Source organism: Peribacillus sp. YIM B13477, assembly GCF_042787955.1.
In the GTDB taxonomy this organism is placed as follows: domain Bacteria; phylum Bacillota; class Bacilli; order Bacillales; family DSM-1321; genus Peribacillus; species Peribacillus frigoritolerans.
On the sequence record NZ_JBHZPD010000006.1, the window covers coordinates 1 to 21,936 of the forward strand.

Sequence of the window (21,936 nt, forward strand, 5' to 3'; positions counted from 1 at the left end):
CAGGCATTTGAAAATGAAGAAATGCGCCTGACTGAAATTCAAGGAAATGATAAAAAAAATACGTACTACATGAAGGATGAGCAAAAAGGGTAATTCATTCATGGAAACATGATGACGTTTTTGTTAAAATATTCGATATTGAGAACAATGTTCGACAATGGGTATCGAAGGAATGATTACAGCAAACAATTAAAGAAATCCGTTCCTTGTCGATAATAAAGATAGGGAGAATAACACAGTCCAGAGCCATTTTCATGTGTTAAGGATTCGAAACATAATGGGATTTATAAAATCGACCGAAGGAGAGGATCTGGAATATGAAAATCAATAACGTTGGTATGGCAGGTGTTAACCCTTATAATCTTCAAGCCAATAAAACGGGGAATATCAAAGAATCCAATGTCAAATCCTCGGATAAAGTTGAAATTTCTTCAGCGGCAAAAGAAATGCAGCAATCATCTCCGATTCTTGCTGCAAGACAAGCAAAAGTGGATGAACTGAAAATCCAGGTTGAAAAAGGAAATTATAAATTGAATGCACAAGCAACGGCTAAGGGTCTCATCGATTTTTACCGGAAATGAATTTTCCATGAAAAAGAAGCTTGAATGAAGTGGACTGAGCCAGTTTCCGTCCTTCATTTATGAGCGGAGGAGGCAACGAAATGACTGCACGGAACATCATCGGATCGCTTGAAAAATTGTTCAAGCTTCATAAAAGCTTCAATCAATTGGCGATAAGAAAAACGGCCATTTTGAAAGCGAATGATACCGAGGCGAATACTGCCCTGCTGATTTCGGAACAAAAGCATATTAAAGCGATCAGTCAGACGGATAAGGAAAGAGAAAGGGCAGTCGAGGAATTTCTTGCAGCCAATGGAACGGCGGGACAGCCTGCCTCCATCGATACCGTGACGGAACTGACAGGACCAGAAGAAACGGAAGTCCTTGAAATGCTAAAAGCGGCATTGATCGGTGAAGTGGCAAAGCTGAAGGAGCGGAACGGTTTAAATCAGCAATTGATCTATCAGTCCCTTCAATTCATCTGGATATCCAGGAAATAAATAAGAAGAAAAAATCTTCCAATAAATACACGAATCCGTATGAAAGTCTATCAGTGGATGGTGTGTTCTATGATAAAAGAAATTGATTTCCTTACCTTTTGGAGTCCAAACGGTTTTTATGTTAAATGTTTTTAAATTTTCTGTAAATAAAATAGGCTTAATTTTTTCTTTCTAGCATAGCATTTGATATAATGAAGCTAGGGCAGACATCAACCCTTTCCAAACCTCCCGATAATTGTTTCATTATTTCGACATATTTCATGATGTGTTTCTAAAAGGAACCGGAGGGGTATTGTAGAATCTAACTGTATAGTCTTAATTTAAGGAGGACTCACTTTATGAATTACAACGTACGCGGTGAAAACATTGAGGTAACTCCAGCAATTCGAGAATACGTCGAAAAGAAAATTGGCAAGTTAGAACGATATTTTAACAATACACCAGATGCAAATGTGTTAGTCAATTTAAAAGTGAACAATAATACATCAAAGGTCGAAGTGACGATTCCCATGCAGAATTTGGTTCTTCGCGCTGAAGAGGAAAATGCGGATATGTATGCTGCCATTGACTTGATCAATGATAAGCTTGAACGCCAAATTCGTAAACATAAAACGAAGGTCAATCGCAAGTTCCGAAACAATCTATCGACTACACCCGATGCATTCGCCTTCAATACGGAAGCTGACGAAGTGGTGGATGAATTCGAAGACGATAATGATATTGAAGTAGTCCGCAATAAACGCTTTGATTTAAAGCCAATGGACAGTGAAGAAGCGATTTTACAAATGAATATGCTTGGTCACAGTTTCTTCGTTTACACGAATGCGGATACTAATACAACAAACGTAGTGTACCGCCGAAAGGATGGACGCTATGGATTGATTGAACCTAGTTAATTATTATTCTAATATCAAAAGCACAGCCCAGCCTCTGGGTTGTGCTTTTTTGCATGAGTTAATTTCACCTATTCAAATACCTATATCTTTTGCACTACACTCGAATTGTCAGTTCTTTAAAAAGAACAATGAATTATTTGTAGAAAACAATTTGATCAAGGTGCAGAGGGGGTTGGATTATTTGTATCGAAAGAATTGCCATACATGCCAAAGGGCTTCTTTTAGCAGTGCGGAATATGGAAAGTGGCTATGTCCTACCTGCGGTGAGGACTTAACTTCGCAAAAAGCCCACGATGCACTTACAATCGAGAGAATCAATACACCCCAAAGAAATTTTAAGAAGAGTAAAACGAAATTGAATTAGTCTATGAAAAATCACCTGAACTTCAAATTTTCTTAATATTGTAATATTTTGTCGGATGAAAGTTTTTGCATTTATGTGGATTACCGACATAAAATAGCAATATATGGAGTGCGTATCCGTTATAATATGATTATAGGTAATGTATTTGGTAATAAATACCACGACAAAGGCAAACTCCTTGAAAAATGAGGGCGCAAAGGCACAGGTCTAAGGTCCTTGTGACTATGATGGCTGGTCTGCCTGAAATACAAGAGTATTTTAGGAGGTAGAAGAGGTGGCTAATGTGGAAATGGATCAAGAATGGGTGAAATTGATTTCTGAAGCAAGAAGCTTGGGTTTCAAAAAAGAGGAAATCATTGCTTTTTTTAAACGGGAAAGCCCTGAGGCAATATTTGAGGAGAGCGATGGAAAATAGGTTCCGAACAAATTCGAGAACATCCCTATAAACAGTGGTTCGATTCATTGGCTGTTTATAGGGTTTATTCTTCCTTGGGACTCTTGTGAGTCTAGCTTAGGATTATGTAGGTAAACTAGTGCACTACCACTCTACTCTTCTTTATCTTTTCTCCATTTATTAAACTCGATGAATTCCCTGAATTGTTGTTTTGAGACACCCGAATTCATGGCTTCCTCAACGATTCTCATCCAGTCATTGTCCAAGGTTTCCTTATTTGGTGCATCGTAAAGCAGGGCATCAACAGGGATGTTAAGTACGGAGGAGATTTTTTCAAGAAATTGAATAGAAGGATTCGTTTGTAAGTTCCGCTCGAGCGAACTTAAATAAGACTTTGCAACGCCTGCTTTATCGGCAAGTTCAGTCATCGACATTTTCTTTTCTTCTCGCAGTTTTTTTACACGTTCACCAATCATCAATACCACCTCGAAACATGTTCTATTTATCTTCCGCTAATAAGTTTCGGCAGCCCACCTTATCATTCAAAACATGACGCCTGTAAGGTTGGATTACCTTGACATGCTATCTCTAGAGAGGACACAGCATCTAGTGATGGAAGGTTGTGGATAATTCACATTTGCATATGGAATAGTGGGGAGTTTGCAACATATTTTTTATACTTCCTCCTATTTTAACAGTTTTCCTCCTCATTTATCCATTGTTTTTCGCAAGAATTGCATTCAGGTCTATACCAGCGAAGTGACATGAAGTTGTACCTCTATGATAGAAGTGGTAAAATTAAGCGTGCATTAGTAATAATAGAAGGTGTGTTTCTTCTTACTTATATGAATTTTGTCATTGAACGATCATTACCATAATAGAGGAGCGTTATTGAATGCTTAATATATTAAATAAAGTTTTTGATCCGAATAAGCGAGAAATCAAACGTTTAGAAAAAATCGCCGATCAGGTCGAAGCGCTGGCTGATGAGACTGCTGCGTTATCGGATGAACAGTTGCGTGCCAAAACGGAAGAGTTTAAAGAGCGTTATCAAAATGGGGAAACCGTTGATGATTTGCTTGTCGAGGCTTTTGCGGTTGCGCGTGAAGGGGCAAAGCGTGCTCTGGGCTTATATCCTTACCGTGTTCAAATCATGGGTGGGGCATCCCTTCATGATGGAAATATCTCCGAGATGAAAACAGGGGAAGGTAAAACCTTAACATCCACGATGCCGGTTTATTTAAACGCGCTTACCGGTAAAGGTGTACATGTCGTTACCGTCAATGAATACTTGGCACACCGTGATGCCACCGAAATGGGTGTTTTGTATGATTTCCTCGGTTTGACCGTCGGGTTGAATTTGAACAGTCATTCTAAAGAAGAAAAGCAGGCAGCGTATAATGCTGATATTACGTACAGTACGAATAATGAGTTAGGTTTTGATTATCTTCGTGACAATATGGTGTTATATAAAGAACAAATGGTACAGCGTCCGCTGCACTTCGCTGTCATCGATGAGGTCGATTCGATTTTGATTGATGAGGCGAGAACGCCATTGATCATTTCCGGTTCGGCACAGAAATCGGCTCAGCTCTATATCCAGGCCAATGCGTTTGTAAGAACCTTAAAGAAAGATACGGACTACACATATGATGAAAAGACAAAAGGTGTTCAGCTGACGGAAGATGGGATGAATCGAGCTGAAAAAGCGTTTAATATCGATAATTTATTCGATATTAGTCACGTTACTTTGAATCATCATATCAATCAGGCGTTAAAGGCTCATGTTTCCATGCATTTGGATGTGGATTATGTCGTCCAGGAAGGCGAGATAGTCATCGTTGACCAATTCACTGGCCGTTTGATGAAAGGCCGCCGTTACAGTGAAGGTCTCCACCAGGCGATCGAAGCGAAAGAAGGACTCGAAATTCAAAATGAAAGCATGACTCTTGCGACGATTACATTCCAGAACTATTTCAGGATGTATGAAAAACTTTCAGGTATGACCGGTACAGCCAAAACGGAAGAAGAGGAATTCCGTAATATTTATAATATGAATGTCATTGCGATCCCGACAAACAGGAATATCATCAGGGATGACAGGGCAGATCTTATATATGCGACAACTGATGGGAAATTCAAGGCTGTTGTGGAAGATATCGCCGAACGTTATACAAAGGGTCAGCCTGTGCTTGTCGGTACGGTTGCCATCGAAACATCTGAGGTCATATCTGCCTATTTATCCAAAAAAGGCATCCCTCACGATGTTTTGAATGCAAAGAACCATGAGCGTGAAGCGGAAATCATTGCGAATGCGGGTAATCAAGGCTCAGTTACGATCGCTACTAACATGGCAGGTCGCGGTACGGATATCAAGCTTGGTGAAGGTGTCAAGGAGCTTGGGGGCCTTGCTGTCATCGGCACGGAACGTCATGAAAGCAGGCGTATAGATAACCAGCTGCGTGGCCGGTCCGGCCGTCAGGGAGATCCAGGGGTCACTCAATTCTATTTATCAATGGAAGATGAATTGATGCGACGCTTCGGTTCGGATAACATGAAAAACATGATGGCACGCCTAGGTATGGATGATTCCCAGCCAATTCAAAGTAAAATGGTGACAAGGGCCGTTGAATCCGCACAGAAACGGGTCGAAGGCAATAACTTCGATTCACGTAAGCAATTACTGCAGTATGATGATGTTCTCCGTCAACAACGGGAAATTATCTATAAACAGCGTTTCGATGTCATGGAAAGTGAAAACTTACGTGAAATCGTCGAAACGATGATCACGGCATCCATCCAGCGAAATGTTGTCGCGTTTGCACCAATGGGCGATGAGGAAGGCTGGAATTTACAAGGCCTTGTCGACTATCTGAATGGTAACCTATTCAATGAAGGTTCAATCACTGTGGCTGATTTGGAAGGAAAAAACGAATCGGAATTGGTTGAGTTCATTTTAGCAAAAGTGAAAGAAGGCTATGACCAAAAAGAAGAAGAGCTATCTGAAGAACAAATGCGTGAATTCGAAAAAGTAATCGTTCTTCGTGCAGTCGATAGTAAGTGGATGGACCATATTGATGCAATGGAGCAGCTGCGACAAGGGATCCACCTTCGTGCTTATGGCCAAATCGATCCGCTTCGTGAATATCAATCTGAAGGTTTTGCAATGTTTGAAGCGATGATTGCTTCAATGGAAGATGAAGTCGCGAAATACATCATGAAGGCTGAAATCCGCAACAATTTGGAACGCAAGGAAGTCATAAAAGGACAAGCGGTCAATCCGAAGGAAGAAGACGGGGGAAAAGTGAAAAAAGCCCCAGCCCGTAAAAAGGAAGACGTTGGAAGAAACGCGTTATGCCCATGCGGCAGCGGTAAAAAATATAAGAATTGCCATGGCAATTTAGGCTAAAGTTAGGTGTATAATGAAGATGAGACGGTTAAGTCCAAGGCTAGCCGCCTCTTTTCATGTTTAGTTTGCATATAGTTTAAAGAGGTTTATTGTAATGAAGGGAATCCCTCTTCAGGGATTTTTTTTAACATACTTAATGAGGTGAAGAGAAATGGAATTAGCAGAAATAAGAAATGAACTTGAACGGACAGCGCAGCGATTAACGGACTTTAGGGGGTCTCTTTGACTTAGATGAAAAAGAGGCACGAATCGCACAGCTAGAAAATGAGATGACACATCCCGATTTTTGGAATGATCAGCAAAAAGCACAAACTGTCATCAATGAAACGAATGCTTTGAAAGAACAAGTCAATCAATTGTCCGACCTGAATGAATCATATGAAAATCTGGATTTGACATATGAATTAGTGAAAGAGGAGAATGATCAAGAACTTTTAGCTGAGCTGGAAGAAGAAATCACGGTTCTTGCACAAAAGATGAATGACTTTGAACTTCAACTTTTATTAAGTGAAGAATATGACTCGAAAAATGCCATTCTTGAACTGCATCCTGGTGCAGGCGGTACCGAGTCCCAGGATTGGGGTTCCATGCTGTTGCGCATGTATACAAGATGGGGTGAAAAAAGAGGCTTTAAAGTGGAAACCCTTGATTACCTACCAGGTGATGAAGCTGGGATCAAGAGTGTCACTTTAATTTTCAAAGGCCATAACGCCTATGGTTATTTGAAAGCGGAAAAAGGGGTACACCGTCTTGTCCGTATTTCTCCTTTCGATTCCTCAGGACGACGCCACACTTCATTCGTTTCATGTGAAGTCATGCCGGAATTCGATGAGACGATCAATATAGAAGTACGAACGGAAGATTTGAAAATCGATACGTACCGGGCAAGTGGTGCAGGTGGTCAGCATATCAATACAACGGACTCTGCGGTCCGGATCACCCATTTACCTACGAACACCGTGGTGACGTGCCAAAACGAGAGATCTCAAATCAAAAACAAGGCCCAGGCCATGAATATGCTGAAAGCCAAATTGTATCAACGTGAAATTGAACAGCAACAAGCTGAATTGGATGAAATCCGCGGGGAGCAAAAGGAAATTGGCTGGGGAAGCCAAATTCGTTCTTATGTTTTCCATCCGTATTCCATGGTTAAAGATCACCGTACTAGTGCGGAGACCGGAAACTTGGGAGCTGTCATGGATGGGGATATCGATATGTTCATTGATGCGTACTTGCGTTCAAAATTATAAGATCAGCCAGTCGGACCGGTTTCCCCGGTCCGGCCTTTTTTTATGGTTTCCCTTTTTAATGAATCTTCTGGCTGACATTTACAGGATTGAAAAGGGATGCTCTACCTCGTTCGGCCAATACTAGATAATAATGATGGTTCGAGGAGACTTATGCAAAATGAAGAGAAGATACAGGGAGCGGAGGCACCCTTTCGTTCAAAAGTTAACGGAGTATGGATTGGTGATTGTCGGTTCGTCCATAATTGCCATTGGTTTTAATGTGTTTTTACTGCCTAACCAGGTCGCATCCGGAGGGGTCAGCGGGATTAGCACGATTCTCGATTCAACTCTCGGTTGGGAGCCGGCTTATGTTCTTTGGGGTTTTAATATCCCTTTGTTCATTGCGGGGCTTATTATCCTCGGAAGGCATTTCGGAGCCAAAAGCCTGATTGGAACCTTGTTTCTGCCTTTAGTGGTATTTCTGACAAATGATTGGGAAGCATGGACGAATGATGCATTGCTTGGTTCGATTTGCGGGGGGATGATGGTCGGGCTTGGGCTGGGGATCGTCTTTCGCGGCAAGGGTTCCACTGGGGGGACCGATTTGGCGGCACAGATTTTCCATAAATATACCCATCTGTCATTGGGGACCTGTGTGGCTGTCATTGATGGAATCATCGTTTTAAGTGCTGCCATCGTTTTTGATATTGAAAAAGGCCTTTATGCATTGATTGGACTATATGTGACAAGCAAGACGATCGACCTTGTCCAGATTGGATTGAACCGTTCGAAGATGTCACTGATCATCACGAATAAAGAAATGGAAGTAAGGGATGCTATCATACATGAGCTGGACCGGGGTGTAACAGGCATATCCGGGTATGGCGGCTATACGGATGATACTCGTCCAATTTTGATGTGTGTAATAGACCAGTCGGAATTCACCAAATTGAAACAATTGGTGAAACTCGTTGACCCTAAAGCGTTTGTAATTGTAATGGACGCATCGGAGGTACTTGGGGAGGGTTTTAAACTGGATTGAAATTGGTATAATGTTCTTGTGCTGGTATAAATCAGAGGGGGTAAGTTCAATGAAAATGAAGTGGTTAGCCTTAATTCTGGGTACTTCTTTGGCCTTGGCTGCATGCGGTGGGAACGATGATGCTGCAGATAAAGAGCCTGCAAGTGAAAATAGCGAAACGTCTACGGCAGGTGCCGGTGATGCCGCAAAAATTTATGAAAACAAATGTTCAAGCTGCCATGCAGTGAATCTTGAAGGCGGCGTGGGACCGAACTTGACGAAGGTAGGTTCCAAGCTATCAAAAGAAGACATTGAAAAAGTCATTGCGAATGGTCAAGGCGGAATGCCAAAAGGTATAATCAAGGGCAAGGAAGCGAGCATGGTCGCTGAATGGCTTGCTGGACATAAATAATGATTAATGAAACGTTCTGCTTAGCGGGACGTTTCATTTAGCCTCCATTAAACCCTCAAAATAACTCGCGAATCAACCACTTATCAAGCAATCAAATCCTGGAATTATTACATAGATGTTGATATATGTCTAACTGAAATGAAACTGTAATATTTTTTATGCTTAATTTGACAAAATATGATGTTATAATGTTTCTGTGCTCAAGTAAGGAAGATTCCTGTCAGATTTCAGTGAAAATTGTCGAAAAGCTGTAGATACATAGTGATAATCCAAGCAAATTAGGTGGTTTTAGAATGATAGAAATGATAGATGTGAAAAAGACATACCCAAATGGCGTAATTGCCATTAATGGAATCAATGTGAAAATAAAGCCAGGCGAATTCGTTTATGTAGTGGGTCCGAGCGGTGCCGGAAAATCGACCTTCATCAAAATGATGTATAGGGAAGAAAAGCCTACAAGCGGTAATATTTTGGTCAATGGCGTAAGCCTGCCAAGTATCCGCAATTCGAAAGTTCCTCTATTCCGCCGTAATATCGGTATGGTATTCCAAGATTTTAAACTCCTTCAAACATTCACTGCATATGAAAATGTTGCTTTTGCCATGGAAGTTATTGAAAAGGAACCAGAAGAAATCAAAAAGAGAGTCATGGAAGTTCTTGATCTGGTTGGCATTAAACATAAAGCGAGAATGCTTCCTTCCGAGTTATCTGGCGGGGAACAGCAAAGGGTTGCAATAGCCCGTTCGATCGTCAATGATCCCAAGGTAGTCATAGCCGACGAGCCTACAGGTAATCTTGATCCCGAAACATCATGGGAAATCATGAACATATTCGAAGAAATTAATAAACGCGGAACTACACTGGTCATGGCTACACATAATAGGGACATCGTCAACAATATTAAACGACGTGTCATTGCCATTGAAAGTGGAAAAATAGTTCGCGATGAACATCGAGGTGATTACGGATATGAAATTTAGAACATTGCTCCGTCACTTCCGTGAAAGTTTTAAAAATATTGGCCGTAATGGATGGATGACGTTTGCTTCAGTCAGTGCAGTAACGGTCACTCTAACTTTGGTTGGCGTCTTTTTAGTGCTCATGATGAATTTAAATCATATCGCGGGAAATGTGGAGAAAGATGTCGAAGTTCGTGCACATATTGATAATGCGGCGAATGATGACGATATAAAAGCTATCGGTAAGCAAATTACGGAGATAAACGGTATCGAATCAGTGATTTTCTCTCCAAAAGATGAAGAGCTTACTAATTTAATAGATGATTTAGGAGATAATGGTGAGGCTTTTAAACCATTTGAACAGGATAACCCATTAAGGGACGTTTATGTTATCAAAACGAAATCTCCGCAAGATGTCATCAAGGTGGCAAAGAAAATCGAAGGTATGGAATATATCCAAAGTGTTAAATATGGACAAGGCTACGTCGAGAAACTATTCAGCTTTGTTAATATTGCTAGAAACATAGGGATCGTTCTTATTGTAGGCTTACTATTTACTGCAATGTTCCTGATTTCGAATACGATTAAAATTACCATTGTAGCCAGAAGAAAAGAAATTGAGATCATGAGATTGGTAGGAGCGACGAATACATTCATCCGTTGGCCATTCTTCTTGGAAGGACTTTGGTTGGGAGTCCTCGGTTCCATCATTCCGATAGGACTGATTGCAGTACTCTACTATAATCTTTATAAATATGCAGCACCGCAGATTACGTTCAAATTCATAGATTTCCTGCCTGCAAATCCGTTTATTTATCAAGTATCGGCCATCCTCATCGTAATTGGTGCGGTTATCGGAATATGGGGCAGCTTGATGTCCGTCAGGAAGTTCTTGAAAGTTTAAATTGTATCTTTACTCGAAAGCCAAAAGTAGCCAGACATAAATAGAGAGACGTTACAAGGCAAGGATGTAACGGGTTGAAAGGGGAAATGAAACGTGAAAAAAAATATCATTGCCATGAATGCCTCCATCATGATCGGGTTGGGAAGCATTCTAGCGGCACCTTCGGTTTATGCTGAGTCTATATCGGATTTAGAGAAACAGAAAGAATCCATCCAGGAAAAACGTTCAGGTGTTGAATCGAATATTTCCGAGACGGAAAAGAAAATCGATAGCCTGCAGGATAAGCAAATGACAGCAGAAGACCAAATCGCTGCCATTGAAGCGAAAATCGAAGAGTCCGCAAAAAAAATCGATGCTAAAAATGCTGAAATTACACAAACGAAAAAAGAAATCGAGGCATTGAAAGAAGAGATTAAAGTATTAAAAGAGCGGATCGCGAAACGTAATGAAGTATTGAAGGAAAGGGCACTTTCTTTCCAGGAGACTGGCGGGGACGTGAACTACCTTGAAGTATTATTCGGATCATCAAGTTTTGGGGATTTAGTTGACCGTGTCGGAGCTGTAGCGACAATCGCTGAAGCCGACCGCGATATTTTAAAGCAGCATGAGCTGGATAAAAAAGATCTCGAAGAAAAGCAAAAAGCCGTTGAAACGAAGCTTGCCAGTTTAGAAGTGGCAAAAGCTGAACTATTGGAAATTCAAAAGCAACAAAAAAAGCAGAAGCAAGAAAAGGATGCATTGGTTAAAAAATTAAAGCAACAAACTGAAAAGCATGAACATGAGAAGATGGGTCTAGAGGAAGAAAAAGCGAATCTTGCTGCTCAAGAAAGAGCCATCAAATCAGCCATCAGCTTGGAACATCAACGTCTTGCCGAATTGGAAGCAGCTCGTAAAAAAGCGGCAGCCGAAGCGAAAAAACGTGCAGAGCAAGAAGCTGCACAAGCGGCTGCACAAGCAGCATCACAAGCATCACAGGCAACCGAAACAAAAAAACAATCCACTTCTTCAGGATATAGTGCAAAAAGCAACAGTTCATCATCATCTTCACCCGCTTCGTCTAATGTAAGTCAAGCGCCAGCCGTATCATCGGGTACTTTCACTAGACCTAGTGCAGGATATGTATCTTCAACAATGGGTGAACGCTGGAATAAACAGCATGCCGGCATCGATATAGCTGCTAGTGGAACGGTTCCGGTTGTAGCGGCAGCCGACGGGGTCGTAAGCCGTTCTTACTTCTCAAGTACATACGGTAACGTCGTCTTCGTTACCCACTCGATCAGCGGTCAGCAATGGACTACTGTGTATGCACACTTAAGTTCTAGACAAGTAGGCGAAGGTGCTGTAGTTGCCAAAGGTCAACAAGTGGGCATCATGGGTAACACAGGACATTCATATGGTCAGCATTTACACTTTGAGCTACATAAAGGCTCATGGAATTATAGCAAGTCAAATGCTGTTAATCCATTAAACTATATACCTAATTAATACCCAATATATCAAATGAAAAACAGACCAGGATAAATTCCTTGTCTGTTTTTTTATGTGGTGTCATCATTTTCTATAAGCATATTCTTTTCATTCCCCTCATATAGTGAAATACATATCAGGTCAGAAATGGGGATAAATATGGTCAAAAAATGGGTACTTCCTCTAGCAATCATCATGTCACTAGCCATTGGAGCAGTGGGGGGCATATATTGGACAAGCCTTCCGGCCAAGAATGAAGCAAAGGATGAAAGCCAAGAAATATCGAAGGATAAGGAATGGGCAAAAGTGGAACAAGCTTACGGCTTAATCGTAAGTCAGTATGTAGAGCAGGTGGACGGCTCCAACCTGGTGGAGGGTGCCATCCAAGGCATGCTGTCAGCACTGAAAGATCCTTATTCCGTATATATGGACAAGGAGACCGCTAAGCAATTCAATGAAACCCTGGACTCCTCTTTTGAAGGGATCGGGACTGAAATCGGAATGGAAGATGGTAAGGTCATAATTGTTTCTCCTTACAAAGACTCACCTGCAGAAAAAGCTGGATTAAAGCCGAAAGATCAAATCCTCAAGGTGAATGGTGAAAGTGTAGAAGGGCTGGATCTGTATGAAACACGCCTGAAAATCCGCGGCGAAAAAGGGTCACCCGTCAAAATGGAAATAAAGCGGGCAGGGATTGATAATCCACTTGAATTCAATATGGTGCGCGCCGAAATTCCATTGGATACCGTATTTTCATCAATTAAGGAAGTCGGCGGAGAACAAATCGGTTATATCGAGTTGACCACATTCTCGGAAAATACTGCAAGTGATTTCAAAAAGCAGATTAAGAAGCTGGAAAAGACGGGAATCAAGGGCTTGGTCATAGATGTACGCGGCAATCCAGGCGGCCTTCTTTCCAGTGTGGAAACGATTCTTGGCGAGTTCATCACAAAAGACAAGCCCTATTTGCAAATTGCAGAAAGAACGGGGGAAACACAATCGTTTTTCACAAGCCTTAAGAAAGCGAAAAGTTATCCCATTGCCGTCTTGACGGATAAAGGGAGCGCATCTGCCTCGGAAATCCTGGCTGGCGCCATGCAAGAGGCGGGAGGCTATCCATTGGTTGGCGAGAAGACTTTCGGTAAAGGCACAGTACAGCAAGCTGTACCAATGGGTGATGGCAGTAAGATTAAACTTACGTTATATAAGTGGCTGACTCCTTCAGGGAACTGGATCCATAAAAAAGGGATCGAACCGACGATCAAAGTCAAGCAACCGGAGTATTTTGATGCCCATCAGCTGGCGATTGAGAAGGTGTTGGAGCGGGATATGAATGATGAACAAATCCAGTATGCCCAAAGCATTCTGAAAGGACTCGGATTTGAACCGGGGCGTGAGGATGGATATTATGATTGGAGTACAGAAATCGCAGTAAAGGCATTCCAAAAACAATTCGGCCTGGAAGTGACCGGTAAGCTGGATGCTAAAACCGCAGCGCATCTGGAATCCGCCATTCTGGAAAAGATCCAGGATGAAGATAATGATATCCAGTTACGCACGGCTTTGAATTATTTAGTGAAGTAACTTGATGGCATCGTTCCCCTTGGAGCGGTGCCTCTTTTGCATTTAATCGTTCCTTGCCTGCTAACTTGAGATAAACCTAATTTTTCTGCATCTTAATAGGCATGGAGGCTACATTTTTGATAGAATAGGAGGTAACTGACCAGAACGAAGTTTGACAAAATTTTGATTACTTTTGAGGATGGTGGAAAGAAATTGACAACGGATTGGCTGATTGCATGCTTAATGGGATTAGGAAAACTTTTCCTTCACCCTTTGCTTTATGTTTCGATTGCCTATTGCTTATTCATCGGCTATCTTCGCGTTAAACGGGAACGCCATGATTTTAATACGAAGATCTACAGTTTTTCCATGGAGCTGCGTTCCATGCTGCCTCAAGGATTGATAGGGGGATTGATCCTTTCCTTCCTCACGCTGGCCACCGGACTTGCCATTCCTTTGGCGGCAATGTCCATCATGGCAGTGGTTACGGTTTTGGCGATGCTATCCATGAAAAAGAGGTTTGTTTCCCCCGTTTATACAATGGGGCTCACTTTCTTTATCCTGTTCTTTCTTTATGATAGAGATATCGAGCTGACGTTATTTCAGGATGCCCTTAATCAGCTAGATCGGTCCGTATATCCGACACTTGTTATTTTAATGGGGTTATTACTGATTGCTGAAGGGTTTTTGATCGTTGCTAATGGAAGTAAAAAGGTCTCTCCTCACTTGGAGGTATCCAAAAGGGGGCAGCCGATAGGTGTGTATGTTTCACAGCGGGTATGGCTAATTCCCATGTTCGTTATGATTCCTGGAGGAGAACTTCCAGCGCCTTTCGAATGGTATCCGGTTTTTACAATCGGGGACATGTCCCTGTCGCCGATCGTACTGCCCATTTTAATCGGCTTTAAGCAACAAGTTCATGGGACGCTCCCGGAACTGGCAATTAAGGCGCAAGGCAAAAAGGTAGGGGCATTGGGAATTGTGATTACGGTATTGGCTGCAGTTGGTTACTGGTACCCTCCATTGGCAATCATAACGGTTGTTTTGGCAATCCTTTGCCGTGAATTCCTGCATCATTCCCAAAAGGCAATGGATCAAAAGCTTCCTTTTTATTTTTCGAAAAGTAAGCTGGGTGTCCAGATCTTAGGCGTTATCCCTCAATCTCCGGCAGATAAAATGGGGTTGCAAAAAGGCGAGGTCATTTCGAAAATAAATGGGGTCGTCGTCAGGGAAGAAGAAGAGCTATACAGGGCGCTACAAATAAACCGGGCACATTGCAAGCTCGAGGTCATCGATAATAATGAACAGATTCGTTTTGTGCAAAGAGCTCTATTTGACGGGGAGCATTACGAACTGGGCCTCTTGTTCGTTGACGATCAATTGAAGGAAAGCGGACAAGTGGGTTAATGATATAAAATAAAAGGCCTTTCTCGAATTATATCGAGAAAGGCCTTTTTCAATGGAAACGTGTTATTACTTTTCAAGCATGATTTTTTCTATATCTTCCAGCATTTTATTAGCTGCAATTACTCCGCCAGCTGTATTCCATGTTGCGTCGCTGACCTCATGGGCATTTCCGTTTTTGACTGCATCAAGGTTTTTCCAAAGTGGATCATTCGTCCACTCTTTTGCTGTGCTTAGGGCTTGTTTGTCGCCTTCAGGAGCGTAGGTGAAGTAGAAGAGAATATCTCCATCCATTTTAGGGATGACTTCTTTTCCAACCTCAATGGCAAGGTTGCCTAATTTATTATCTGCAGTGAAAAGTTCCTTCTGTTGTTCTGCACGTTTAAATCCTAATTGATCGAAAATCACTCCAGAGAATGAATCTGTGTAATAAATACGAGTAGTTCCAGCCATGAAACGAACAATGGAAACTTCTTGATTTACTTTATCACCCAATTTAGCTTTAAGATCTTCAGTATTTTTATCGAATTCCGCAATTACATCGTTACCTTTTTCTTCAAGGTTCAAGGCTTTTGCATAAAGTTTGAAGTTCTCTTTCCAATCTCCTCTTAGCGTTTCCGAGAAAACGGTAGGGGCGATTGCATTTAATTTATCATAAACAGCTTCTTGGCGTATCTTGCTTCCGATAATCAAGTCAGGCTTCAGTGATGCGATTTTCTCTAAGTTAACTTCATGTTCAACACCAACAACTTCGACCCCATCCATATCATCTTTAATATGGTCATACCAAGGGTCACCAAGCCATGATTGAACGGCACCAACAGGTTTAATTCCTAAAGCGATCAATGCTTCAGTACCTTCATTTGTTAAAACGACGACTCTTTTAGGCGTTTCTTTCAACTCGGCAGTGCCCATGGCATGCTCAATTGTGTAGCTTTTCTCCTCTTTCTTGTCTTCAGCTTTATTTCCATCGGCCTTTTCATCCGAGTTCCCGCAAGCTGCTAGAAGGAAGACTGCAAATATTGTGAAAAGCGTTAATAAAGACTTAAATCTAAACATCTATGTATCCCTCCCAATTTGTCAGCAAATGATAATCATTCGCACTTAACAGCATCATCATAAAATGAATATACTTTTCTGTCAATATATAATTGAAAATGATTCTCAAATTCGTTGACATAATCCTGTTAACGCCAGTACAATTGAATTAAATACTGATATACAAACGTGACTGGAAAGGTAACTGGATATGTTATTAAAAAATTCATGGCAGAAATGGATGGGGCTGTTCATTACCATTCTTTTGCTGCTGTTTTTACTGTGCTCAAGCATTGTATACGGTTATACGGATACAACATGGAAAATGGCCATCGATGCTTTTACCGATTTCAATGGGACGAACGAACACATTGTCATTCAATCAGTCAGACTTCCGCGTGCCCTGATCGCTTCGGCCATCGGTGCAAGTTTAGCCATCTCCGGGGTTTTGATGCAAACGCTAACTAAAAACCCCCTCGCCTCCCCGGATATATTCGGGGTCAACGCCGGGGCGGGATTGGCGGTGGTCACCGGTGTCACCGTTTTTGGGATAAGCAATCTTCAAGTATTCACATGGCTTTCATTCCTTGGGGCCGCCATAGCCGCGATAAGCATATTTATGATAGGAAGCATGGGACGCGGCGGCTTGACACCGATGAAGCTGACATTGGCAGGTGCAGCCATGACGGCAATGGTAGCCTCACTTACACAAGGCCTTCTTGTTTCTAATGAGGCTCTTTTAGAGCAAGTCCTATTCTGGCTTGCCGGATCCGTTTCCGGTAGAAGCCTGGACAATTTAGTTGCCGTCCTGCCTTATCTTGCCGCAGGCTGGGCCCTTGCCTTGATCATGTCCGGTAAAATGAATGTGTTATCCATGGGTGAAGATGTTGCAAAGGGTCTTGGACTGAATATAGCATTCCTTAAACTGGTCCTGGGGCTGGCAATCATCCTGCTCTCTGGCGGATCAGTAGCGGTTGCGGGTCCGATTGGCTTTATAGGAATCGTCGTTCCGCATCTTACCCGTTCTATAGTTGGCATCGATCATCGCTGGTTGATTCCCTTCTCTGGACTTTTCGGGGCGGTGCTTTTGATTGCAGCCGATGTCATTTCCAGGTATATCCTGATGCCTCGAGAAGTTCCGGTTGGAGTCATGACAGCCATAATCGGGACCCCATTCTTTATTTATATAGCTAGAAAGGGGTTCAGCGGTCGATGAAGTCATATAAGAGCTTTCGTTTGTTTAATGAAAAAATATCATTCTTGATGGATAAAAAAGCCATGATCGTGATTTTCATATTATTTTTAGTCACTTCACTAGTGTTTGTGATCAGTACTGGAGTGGGTGAAATGAATATAAATCCGCTAAGCGTTCTCCAGGTCTTTATCGGAGGGGGGACGGAGAGCGACCGGCTTATTATCCACTCTTTCCGCCTGCCTAGAATAATTGTTGCCCTGTTGGTAGGGATGGGCCTTGCTGTAGCTGGGGGAATCCTTCAAGGGATGATTCGAAATCCACTTGCTTCGCCTGATATCTTGGGGATTACGGGAGGAGCGACTGTAGCGGTCGTTGGATTCTTGGCCATTTTTAGCGATAAGAACCATTCATTAACGGTGAGCATCAATTGGCTGCCGTTAGCTGCATTCATTGGGGCGACAGTCGTGGCCTTACTCGTTTATTCATTAGCCTGGAAAAATGGGGTTCCCCCGATCAGGCTTGTGTTGATCGGGATTGGGGTGATGGCTTTAATGAAGGCGCTCACTACGATGATGATGATTCTTGGCCCCGTCTTTCAAGCGAGCCAGGCAAACCTTTGGATCACCGGGTCAGTGTCCACCTCCACTTGGAATAATATCGCTGTACTGGCACCATGGACTATTCTATTCCTGTTAATTGCCTTCCTGTATGCCAGGAATATTAATTTACAGGAGCTAGGCGATGACCTGGCAACGGGGCTTGGGGGGCATGTCCAAAAACAGCGGTTTACATTATTGATGATCAGTACGGCCTTGATTGGCGGTTCCACAGCTTTTGCTGGGGGAATAGGGTTTGTGGGATTAATGGCACCGCACATGGCCAGAAGGCTGGTTGGTTCTAGTTTTGGAGTGTTACTGCCGACTTCGGCTTTGCTTGGCGGCATCCTGGTTATGGTGGCGGATTTGATTGGACGGACTTTATTCTCACCTTTGGAAATACCGGCTGGTGTCTTCACAGCGAGCATCGGGGCACCATACTTCATTTATTTACTATATAAAACGAGAAATTCGTAATTTCGGTAAATGCAAAAAGAAGCAGTCATCCTAGGGATGGCTGCTTCTTTATTTCTTTAAGCTTCTTTAGCTGCTTCGATTTCGATGGTAAGCGTGATTTGATCGCCGATCAGTACGCCACCTGTTTCTAATGCCGCGTTATAGGTTAGACCATAATCACTGCGTTTGACTTTCCCTTTTCCGCTGAAGCCTGCTTTTTCATTTCCCCATGGATCTTTCCCTTGGCCTTCGAAGGTGATGCTGAAAGTTTCTTCTTGTGTAACTCCATTAAGAGTCACATTTCCAGTTACATCGTATTCATCTTCATCCGTTTTCACGATTTTCGTTGATTTGAATGTTAATGTAGGGCTTTTTTCTACATCAAAGAAGTCAGCGGAACGTAAGTGATTGTCCCTGTCTGCATTGCGTGTGTCGATACTGGCCACATCAACGGTAAAATCAATCTCTGCAGTCGTTAGATCCGATGGGTTTGCTAGAATGCTTGCCTCGAACTTATTAAAACTTCCTTTTACTTTGGCGATCATCATATGTTTTACGGAAAATTCAATAGTGCTGTGAGTCGGGTCGACTATCCATTTTGTATTTGTCATATTTATTCCTCCTGTTTATTAATCTTGAATTTATATATCTTTAATTTGAGATATCTTAACTTAATGTAATTATAAGAGCTGAAAGCAATAGTGTCAACTGAAAGTTTTCCTTAATTTTGAAAACATGAAAAACCCTGTGCATTTATGGGGCACAGCTTTTTCAGACTGTAGACAAACTCGAATGATGATTTCAACTCCAGGCACTCGCTTTCCGCGGGCGGTCCGGAAGCCTCCTCGGCGCCTTGCGCCTGCGGGGTCTCCCCTCGACGCGCTTTTCCCGCAGGAGTCTCGCACCTTCCGTTACAATCGACTTTGTTTTGAAATTTTAGGTAAAAACCCTTTTGTCTACAAACTCAAACCCTGTGCATTTATGGGGCACAGGTTTTTCAGACTGTAGACAAACTCGAATGATGATTTCAACTCCAGGCACTCGCTTTCCGCGGGCGGTCCGGAAGCCTCCTCGGCGCGNNNTGGGGCACAGGTTTTTCAGACTGTAGACAAACTCGAATGATGATTTCAACTCCAGGCACTCGCTTTCCGCGGGCGGTCCGGAAGCCTCCTCGGCGCGCTTTTCCCGCAGGAGTCTCGCACCCTCCGTTACAATCGACTTTGTTTTGAAATTTCAGGTAAAACCCCTTTTGTCTACAAACTCAAACCCTGTACATTTATGGGGCACAGGGTTTTTAATGAAGAAGGGTAAAGCGGACATCTTTATTAATTGGCCTGTTCTTTCTCTTCTTGATTGGTCACTTTACCCGGCCAAAAAGCACGGCGGCCAAGGAGGGAGGTGATTGCAGGAACAAGGAACGGGCGCACAATGAATGTGTCCATTAAAACACCAAGGGCGGTAATGAGCCCGAATTGGACCAATACTTGAATCGGAAGTGTGGCTAGAACGGAAAAAGTGGCTGCCAAGATTATTCCGGCGGAGGTGATGACACCGCTAGTTTCGGCAACGCCCTTTCTGATGGCCTGCTTGATTGGCATCGTTTCTTTCTTACGCCAAATGCTTGAAACCATGAAAATATTATAATCTTCTCCAAGTGCGACCAGGAATACGAAAGAATAAAGTGGAATTGTCCCCTCTATCGCATCGACACCCATGAAATGGTGCAGGATAATCCAACCTAACCCCATAGCTGCAAAGAATGAGAGAATGACTGTCCCCATTAAATACACCATGGCTGTCACAGATCGCAAGTAGGCTAAAAGGAGCAGGGAAATCAGGACGATGATGATCGGGATGATCAAGAATTCATCGGATTTGACGGTATCCCTTTTATCGAATTGAGTCGCAGTCTGCCCTCCAACCCAAACCTTTTCATCTACGGAAGATATATTGGCGGCTTTCAATTCTTTCTCCGCCATTGTGCGGATATCCGGAATGGAATCTATGGCCTCGATATCATATGGGTTGATGTTGAATGTGACCTCATAGGATTGTAGATCTTCATTCGATTTACTTGAGACTGGATCGGCAACAGTTTCCACAATATCCATCCCTTTTAATGCCGGTGCTAAATCAATATCTTCACCATCCGTATCGACAACCACTGTCGCCGGTGCCAGTTCGCCTGGTGAATACGAGTCGGAAATGACAGAATAGCCTTCACGGGAGTTCATATCTTCAGGGAAGGAAGAGAGAATATCATATGAATATTTTATTTGTGAAGAATATCCAGCTAAAACACTGAAGATGATCAGGCATGTAAGAATGACGGTCCATGGCTTGGTTGTGACGATATGGCCAATCCAGTTACCGATGCGGCCTTCTTTATGCTTTTTGACGGCTTTTCCCTTTTTCTTGGCCCGTGCTTCTGCCATTTCAGGTGTACGCGGGACGATTGGGAAGAAGGAAGCCCTTCCGAATACAGAAAGCAATGCAGGTACAAGTGTTAAAGCTGCCAGCATCATGATTAAAATCGACAAGCTGAATGGTACAGCGAAACGGTGGTAGGCTCCGTATTTGGCTACAAGCAATGTTAGCAGGGAGATGACGATCGTTAGGCCGCTCATCGCAATGGCGCCTGATGAATCTTTAAATGCGGCGATCATGGCTTCCCGTTTGTTTTCATGATTCCTTAATTCACTTCTGTAGTGAGAAATTAAAAATAGGCAATAGTCCGTTCCGGCACCGAATAATAATACGGTCATGATTGAAATGGCCTGTGAATCGACTGTAATCCAACCATGATCTGCCATGAAGCCAAGGATCGGGCTTGTGACAATATAGGCGAAGCCTACTCCGATTAAAGGAATTATGGCTAAAAGCGGAGAGCGGTAAATGAGTAATAATACGACAAGTACAAGTATTACTGTCGCTAAAAGCAATTTGAAATCAGCACCTGAAAATAAACCCGTTGCATCGACTGATATTCCTACAGGGCCTGTCACTCGAAGGGATAATTCATCTGAATCGGTCGGGACCTTGAATGGGTCCGTTCCAATGCGCTCCGTTACTGCTTCATTAAGGCTTTCAAGATTTTTTTCGAGAATTTCAGTCTCGGTCTTTTCTTTAAAGAAAAGCGGCTGTACGAAAGTCGTTCCATCTTCTGAAACCGATCCTTTAAGAGCAGGCAACGGAATTTCATGAAGCGGCGGTAAGAAAGATTGCTGTGTCAATGGATTATCTGTCAGTTCCTTGGAAAGATACTGGATTTCAGCCAAGTCGGCCTCTGTCAGTCCACCTTTCCGATGCCATGTAAGCAGGGCAGGTATTCCGGAGGAATTTGGAAACTCTTCTTTAATAAGTTCATCAGCCACGACAGAAGGTGAGTCTTCAGGCAAGTCTGAGGCATTATTTGCTGTTCGATCATTAACGGCAGGCAATGTGAAGGTTAATGCGATTGCTGCAATTATCCATGCGGCAATGACAACCCAACGACTGGTTTTTCCAGTCATCATCCTGCCAAGTCTTCCTATTATTGATTCGTCCAATGTAGGCACCCCGCTTTTTAA

Annotated in this window: 20 protein-coding genes and 1 riboswitch; of the genes, 16 read left to right on the plus strand and 4 right to left on the minus strand. The window is 42.6% G+C overall.

The window, feature by feature from the left end:
• Positions 1-317 precede the first annotated feature (317 nt).
• The 5 genes from flgM (at position 318) to sinI (ending at position 2,735) form a co-directional block, all read left to right on the plus strand.
• Positions 318-581, plus strand: coding sequence for a flagellar biosynthesis anti-sigma factor FlgM (flgM, locus tag ACFX4H_RS17675; protein ID WP_377435951.1), 264 nt, complete (start codon positions 318-320; stop codon positions 579-581).
• An 80-nt stretch (positions 582-661) separates the two neighbouring features.
• A complete protein-coding gene (locus ACFX4H_RS17680; protein ID WP_377435952.1) occupies positions 662-1,060 on the plus strand; it encodes a flagellar protein FlgN in 399 nt (132 codons plus the stop codon).
• 338 nt (positions 1,061-1,398) lie between these two features.
• Positions 1,399-1,956 carry a ribosome hibernation-promoting factor, HPF/YfiA family gene (gene hpf, locus ACFX4H_RS17685; RefSeq protein WP_048684017.1) on the plus strand — a complete coding sequence of 186 codons (558 nt, stop codon included), beginning with the start codon at positions 1,399-1,401 and terminating at the stop codon, positions 1,954-1,956.
• A 181-nt stretch (positions 1,957-2,137) separates the two neighbouring features.
• Positions 2,138-2,320, plus strand: a complete 183-nt coding sequence (locus tag ACFX4H_RS17690) for a hypothetical protein (protein ID WP_377435953.1) — start codon at positions 2,138-2,140, stop codon at positions 2,318-2,320.
• A 158-nt stretch (positions 2,321-2,478) separates the two neighbouring features.
• A riboswitch (cyclic di-GMP riboswitch) is annotated at positions 2,479-2,564 on the plus strand.
• 30 nt (positions 2,565-2,594) lie between these two features.
• A complete protein-coding gene (sinI, locus tag ACFX4H_RS17695) occupies positions 2,595-2,735 on the plus strand; it encodes a DNA-binding anti-repressor SinI (protein ID WP_377435954.1) in 141 nt (46 codons plus the stop codon).
• A 131-nt stretch (positions 2,736-2,866) separates the two neighbouring features.
• Here sinI and ACFX4H_RS17700 read toward each other — a convergent pair whose 3' ends face one another.
• Positions 2,867-3,190, minus strand: coding sequence for a helix-turn-helix domain-containing protein (locus ACFX4H_RS17700; RefSeq protein ID WP_057278132.1), 324 nt, complete (start codon positions 3,188-3,190; stop codon positions 2,867-2,869).
• A gap of 419 nt (positions 3,191-3,609) precedes the next feature.
• Between ACFX4H_RS17700 and secA the strand changes: the two genes are divergently transcribed.
• The 9 genes from secA (at position 3,610) to ACFX4H_RS17745 (ending at position 15,085) form a co-directional block, all read left to right on the plus strand.
• Positions 3,610-6,123, plus strand: a complete 2,514-nt coding sequence (secA, locus tag ACFX4H_RS17705) for a preprotein translocase subunit SecA (RefSeq protein ID WP_034309885.1) — start codon at positions 3,610-3,612, stop codon at positions 6,121-6,123.
• 151 nt (positions 6,124-6,274) lie between these two features.
• Positions 6,275-7,373 (plus strand): peptide chain release factor 2 gene (gene prfB, locus ACFX4H_RS17710; protein ID WP_223255851.1). Its coding sequence is split into 2 segments (ribosomal slippage): positions 6,275-6,337 and positions 6,339-7,373, totalling 1,098 coding nucleotides; the frame shifts between segments, so codons are not numbered across the junction.
• A gap of 157 nt (positions 7,374-7,530) precedes the next feature.
• Positions 7,531-8,394, plus strand: a complete 864-nt coding sequence (locus ACFX4H_RS17715; protein WP_249598023.1) for a YitT family protein — start codon at positions 7,531-7,533, stop codon at positions 8,392-8,394.
• Between the two features lie 49 nt (positions 8,395-8,443).
• A complete protein-coding gene (gene cccB, locus ACFX4H_RS17720; protein ID WP_249598022.1) occupies positions 8,444-8,785 on the plus strand; it encodes a cytochrome c551 in 342 nt (113 codons plus the stop codon).
• 293 nt (positions 8,786-9,078) lie between these two features.
• Positions 9,079-9,765 carry a cell division ATP-binding protein FtsE gene (gene ftsE / locus ACFX4H_RS17725; RefSeq protein WP_034309898.1) on the plus strand — a complete coding sequence of 229 codons (687 nt, stop codon included), beginning with the start codon at positions 9,079-9,081 and terminating at the stop codon, positions 9,763-9,765.
• A complete protein-coding gene (ftsX, locus tag ACFX4H_RS17730) occupies positions 9,755-10,648 on the plus strand; it encodes a permease-like cell division protein FtsX (RefSeq protein ID WP_034309901.1) in 894 nt (297 codons plus the stop codon). The genes ftsE and ftsX overlap by 11 nt, the downstream gene beginning before the upstream one ends.
• Before the next feature lie 93 nt (positions 10,649-10,741).
• The gene (locus ACFX4H_RS17735) at positions 10,742-12,133 is read left to right on the plus strand and encodes a murein hydrolase activator EnvC family protein (protein ID WP_241636571.1); all 1,392 of its coding nucleotides are present in this window, start codon (positions 10,742-10,744) and stop codon (positions 12,131-12,133) included.
• 141 nt (positions 12,134-12,274) lie between these two features.
• Positions 12,275-13,699, plus strand: coding sequence for a S41 family peptidase (locus tag ACFX4H_RS17740; RefSeq protein ID WP_063589706.1), 1,425 nt, complete (start codon positions 12,275-12,277; stop codon positions 13,697-13,699).
• Between the two features lie 192 nt (positions 13,700-13,891).
• Positions 13,892-15,085 carry a PDZ domain-containing protein gene (locus ACFX4H_RS17745; protein WP_084738155.1) on the plus strand — a complete coding sequence of 398 codons (1,194 nt, stop codon included), beginning with the start codon at positions 13,892-13,894 and terminating at the stop codon, positions 15,083-15,085.
• A 66-nt stretch (positions 15,086-15,151) separates the two neighbouring features.
• Here the strand turns inward: ACFX4H_RS17745 and ACFX4H_RS17750 are convergent, their stop codons facing one another.
• Positions 15,152-16,141: an ABC transporter substrate-binding protein gene (locus ACFX4H_RS17750; protein WP_034309908.1), complete on the minus strand. Its 990-nt coding sequence runs from the start codon at positions 16,139-16,141 to the stop codon at positions 15,152-15,154.
• A 190-nt stretch (positions 16,142-16,331) separates the two neighbouring features.
• On the opposite strand from ACFX4H_RS17750, the gene ACFX4H_RS17755 reads away from it, so the two are divergent.
• Positions 16,332-17,336, plus strand: coding sequence for a FecCD family ABC transporter permease (locus ACFX4H_RS17755; protein WP_063589707.1), 1,005 nt, complete (start codon positions 16,332-16,334; stop codon positions 17,334-17,336).
• On the plus strand, positions 17,333-18,388 hold the full coding sequence (locus tag ACFX4H_RS17760) for a FecCD family ABC transporter permease (protein ID WP_241636566.1): 1,056 nt from the start codon (positions 17,333-17,335) through the stop codon (positions 18,386-18,388). Before ACFX4H_RS17755 ends, ACFX4H_RS17760 begins: the two co-directional genes overlap by 4 nt.
• A 56-nt stretch (positions 18,389-18,444) precedes the next feature.
• Here the strand turns inward: ACFX4H_RS17760 and ACFX4H_RS17765 are convergent, their stop codons facing one another.
• Together ACFX4H_RS17765 and ACFX4H_RS17770 are read right to left on the minus strand one after the other, a co-directional pair.
• Entirely contained in the window at positions 18,445-18,978 is a 534-nt protein-coding gene (locus ACFX4H_RS17765; RefSeq protein ID WP_377435955.1) for a YceI family protein, read from the minus strand.
• Positions 18,979-19,692: 714 nt separating this feature from the next.
• Entirely contained in the window at positions 19,693-21,915 is a 2,223-nt protein-coding gene (locus ACFX4H_RS17770; RefSeq protein ID WP_483878268.1) for an MMPL family transporter, read from the minus strand.
• Positions 21,916-21,936: the final 21 nt, after the last annotated feature.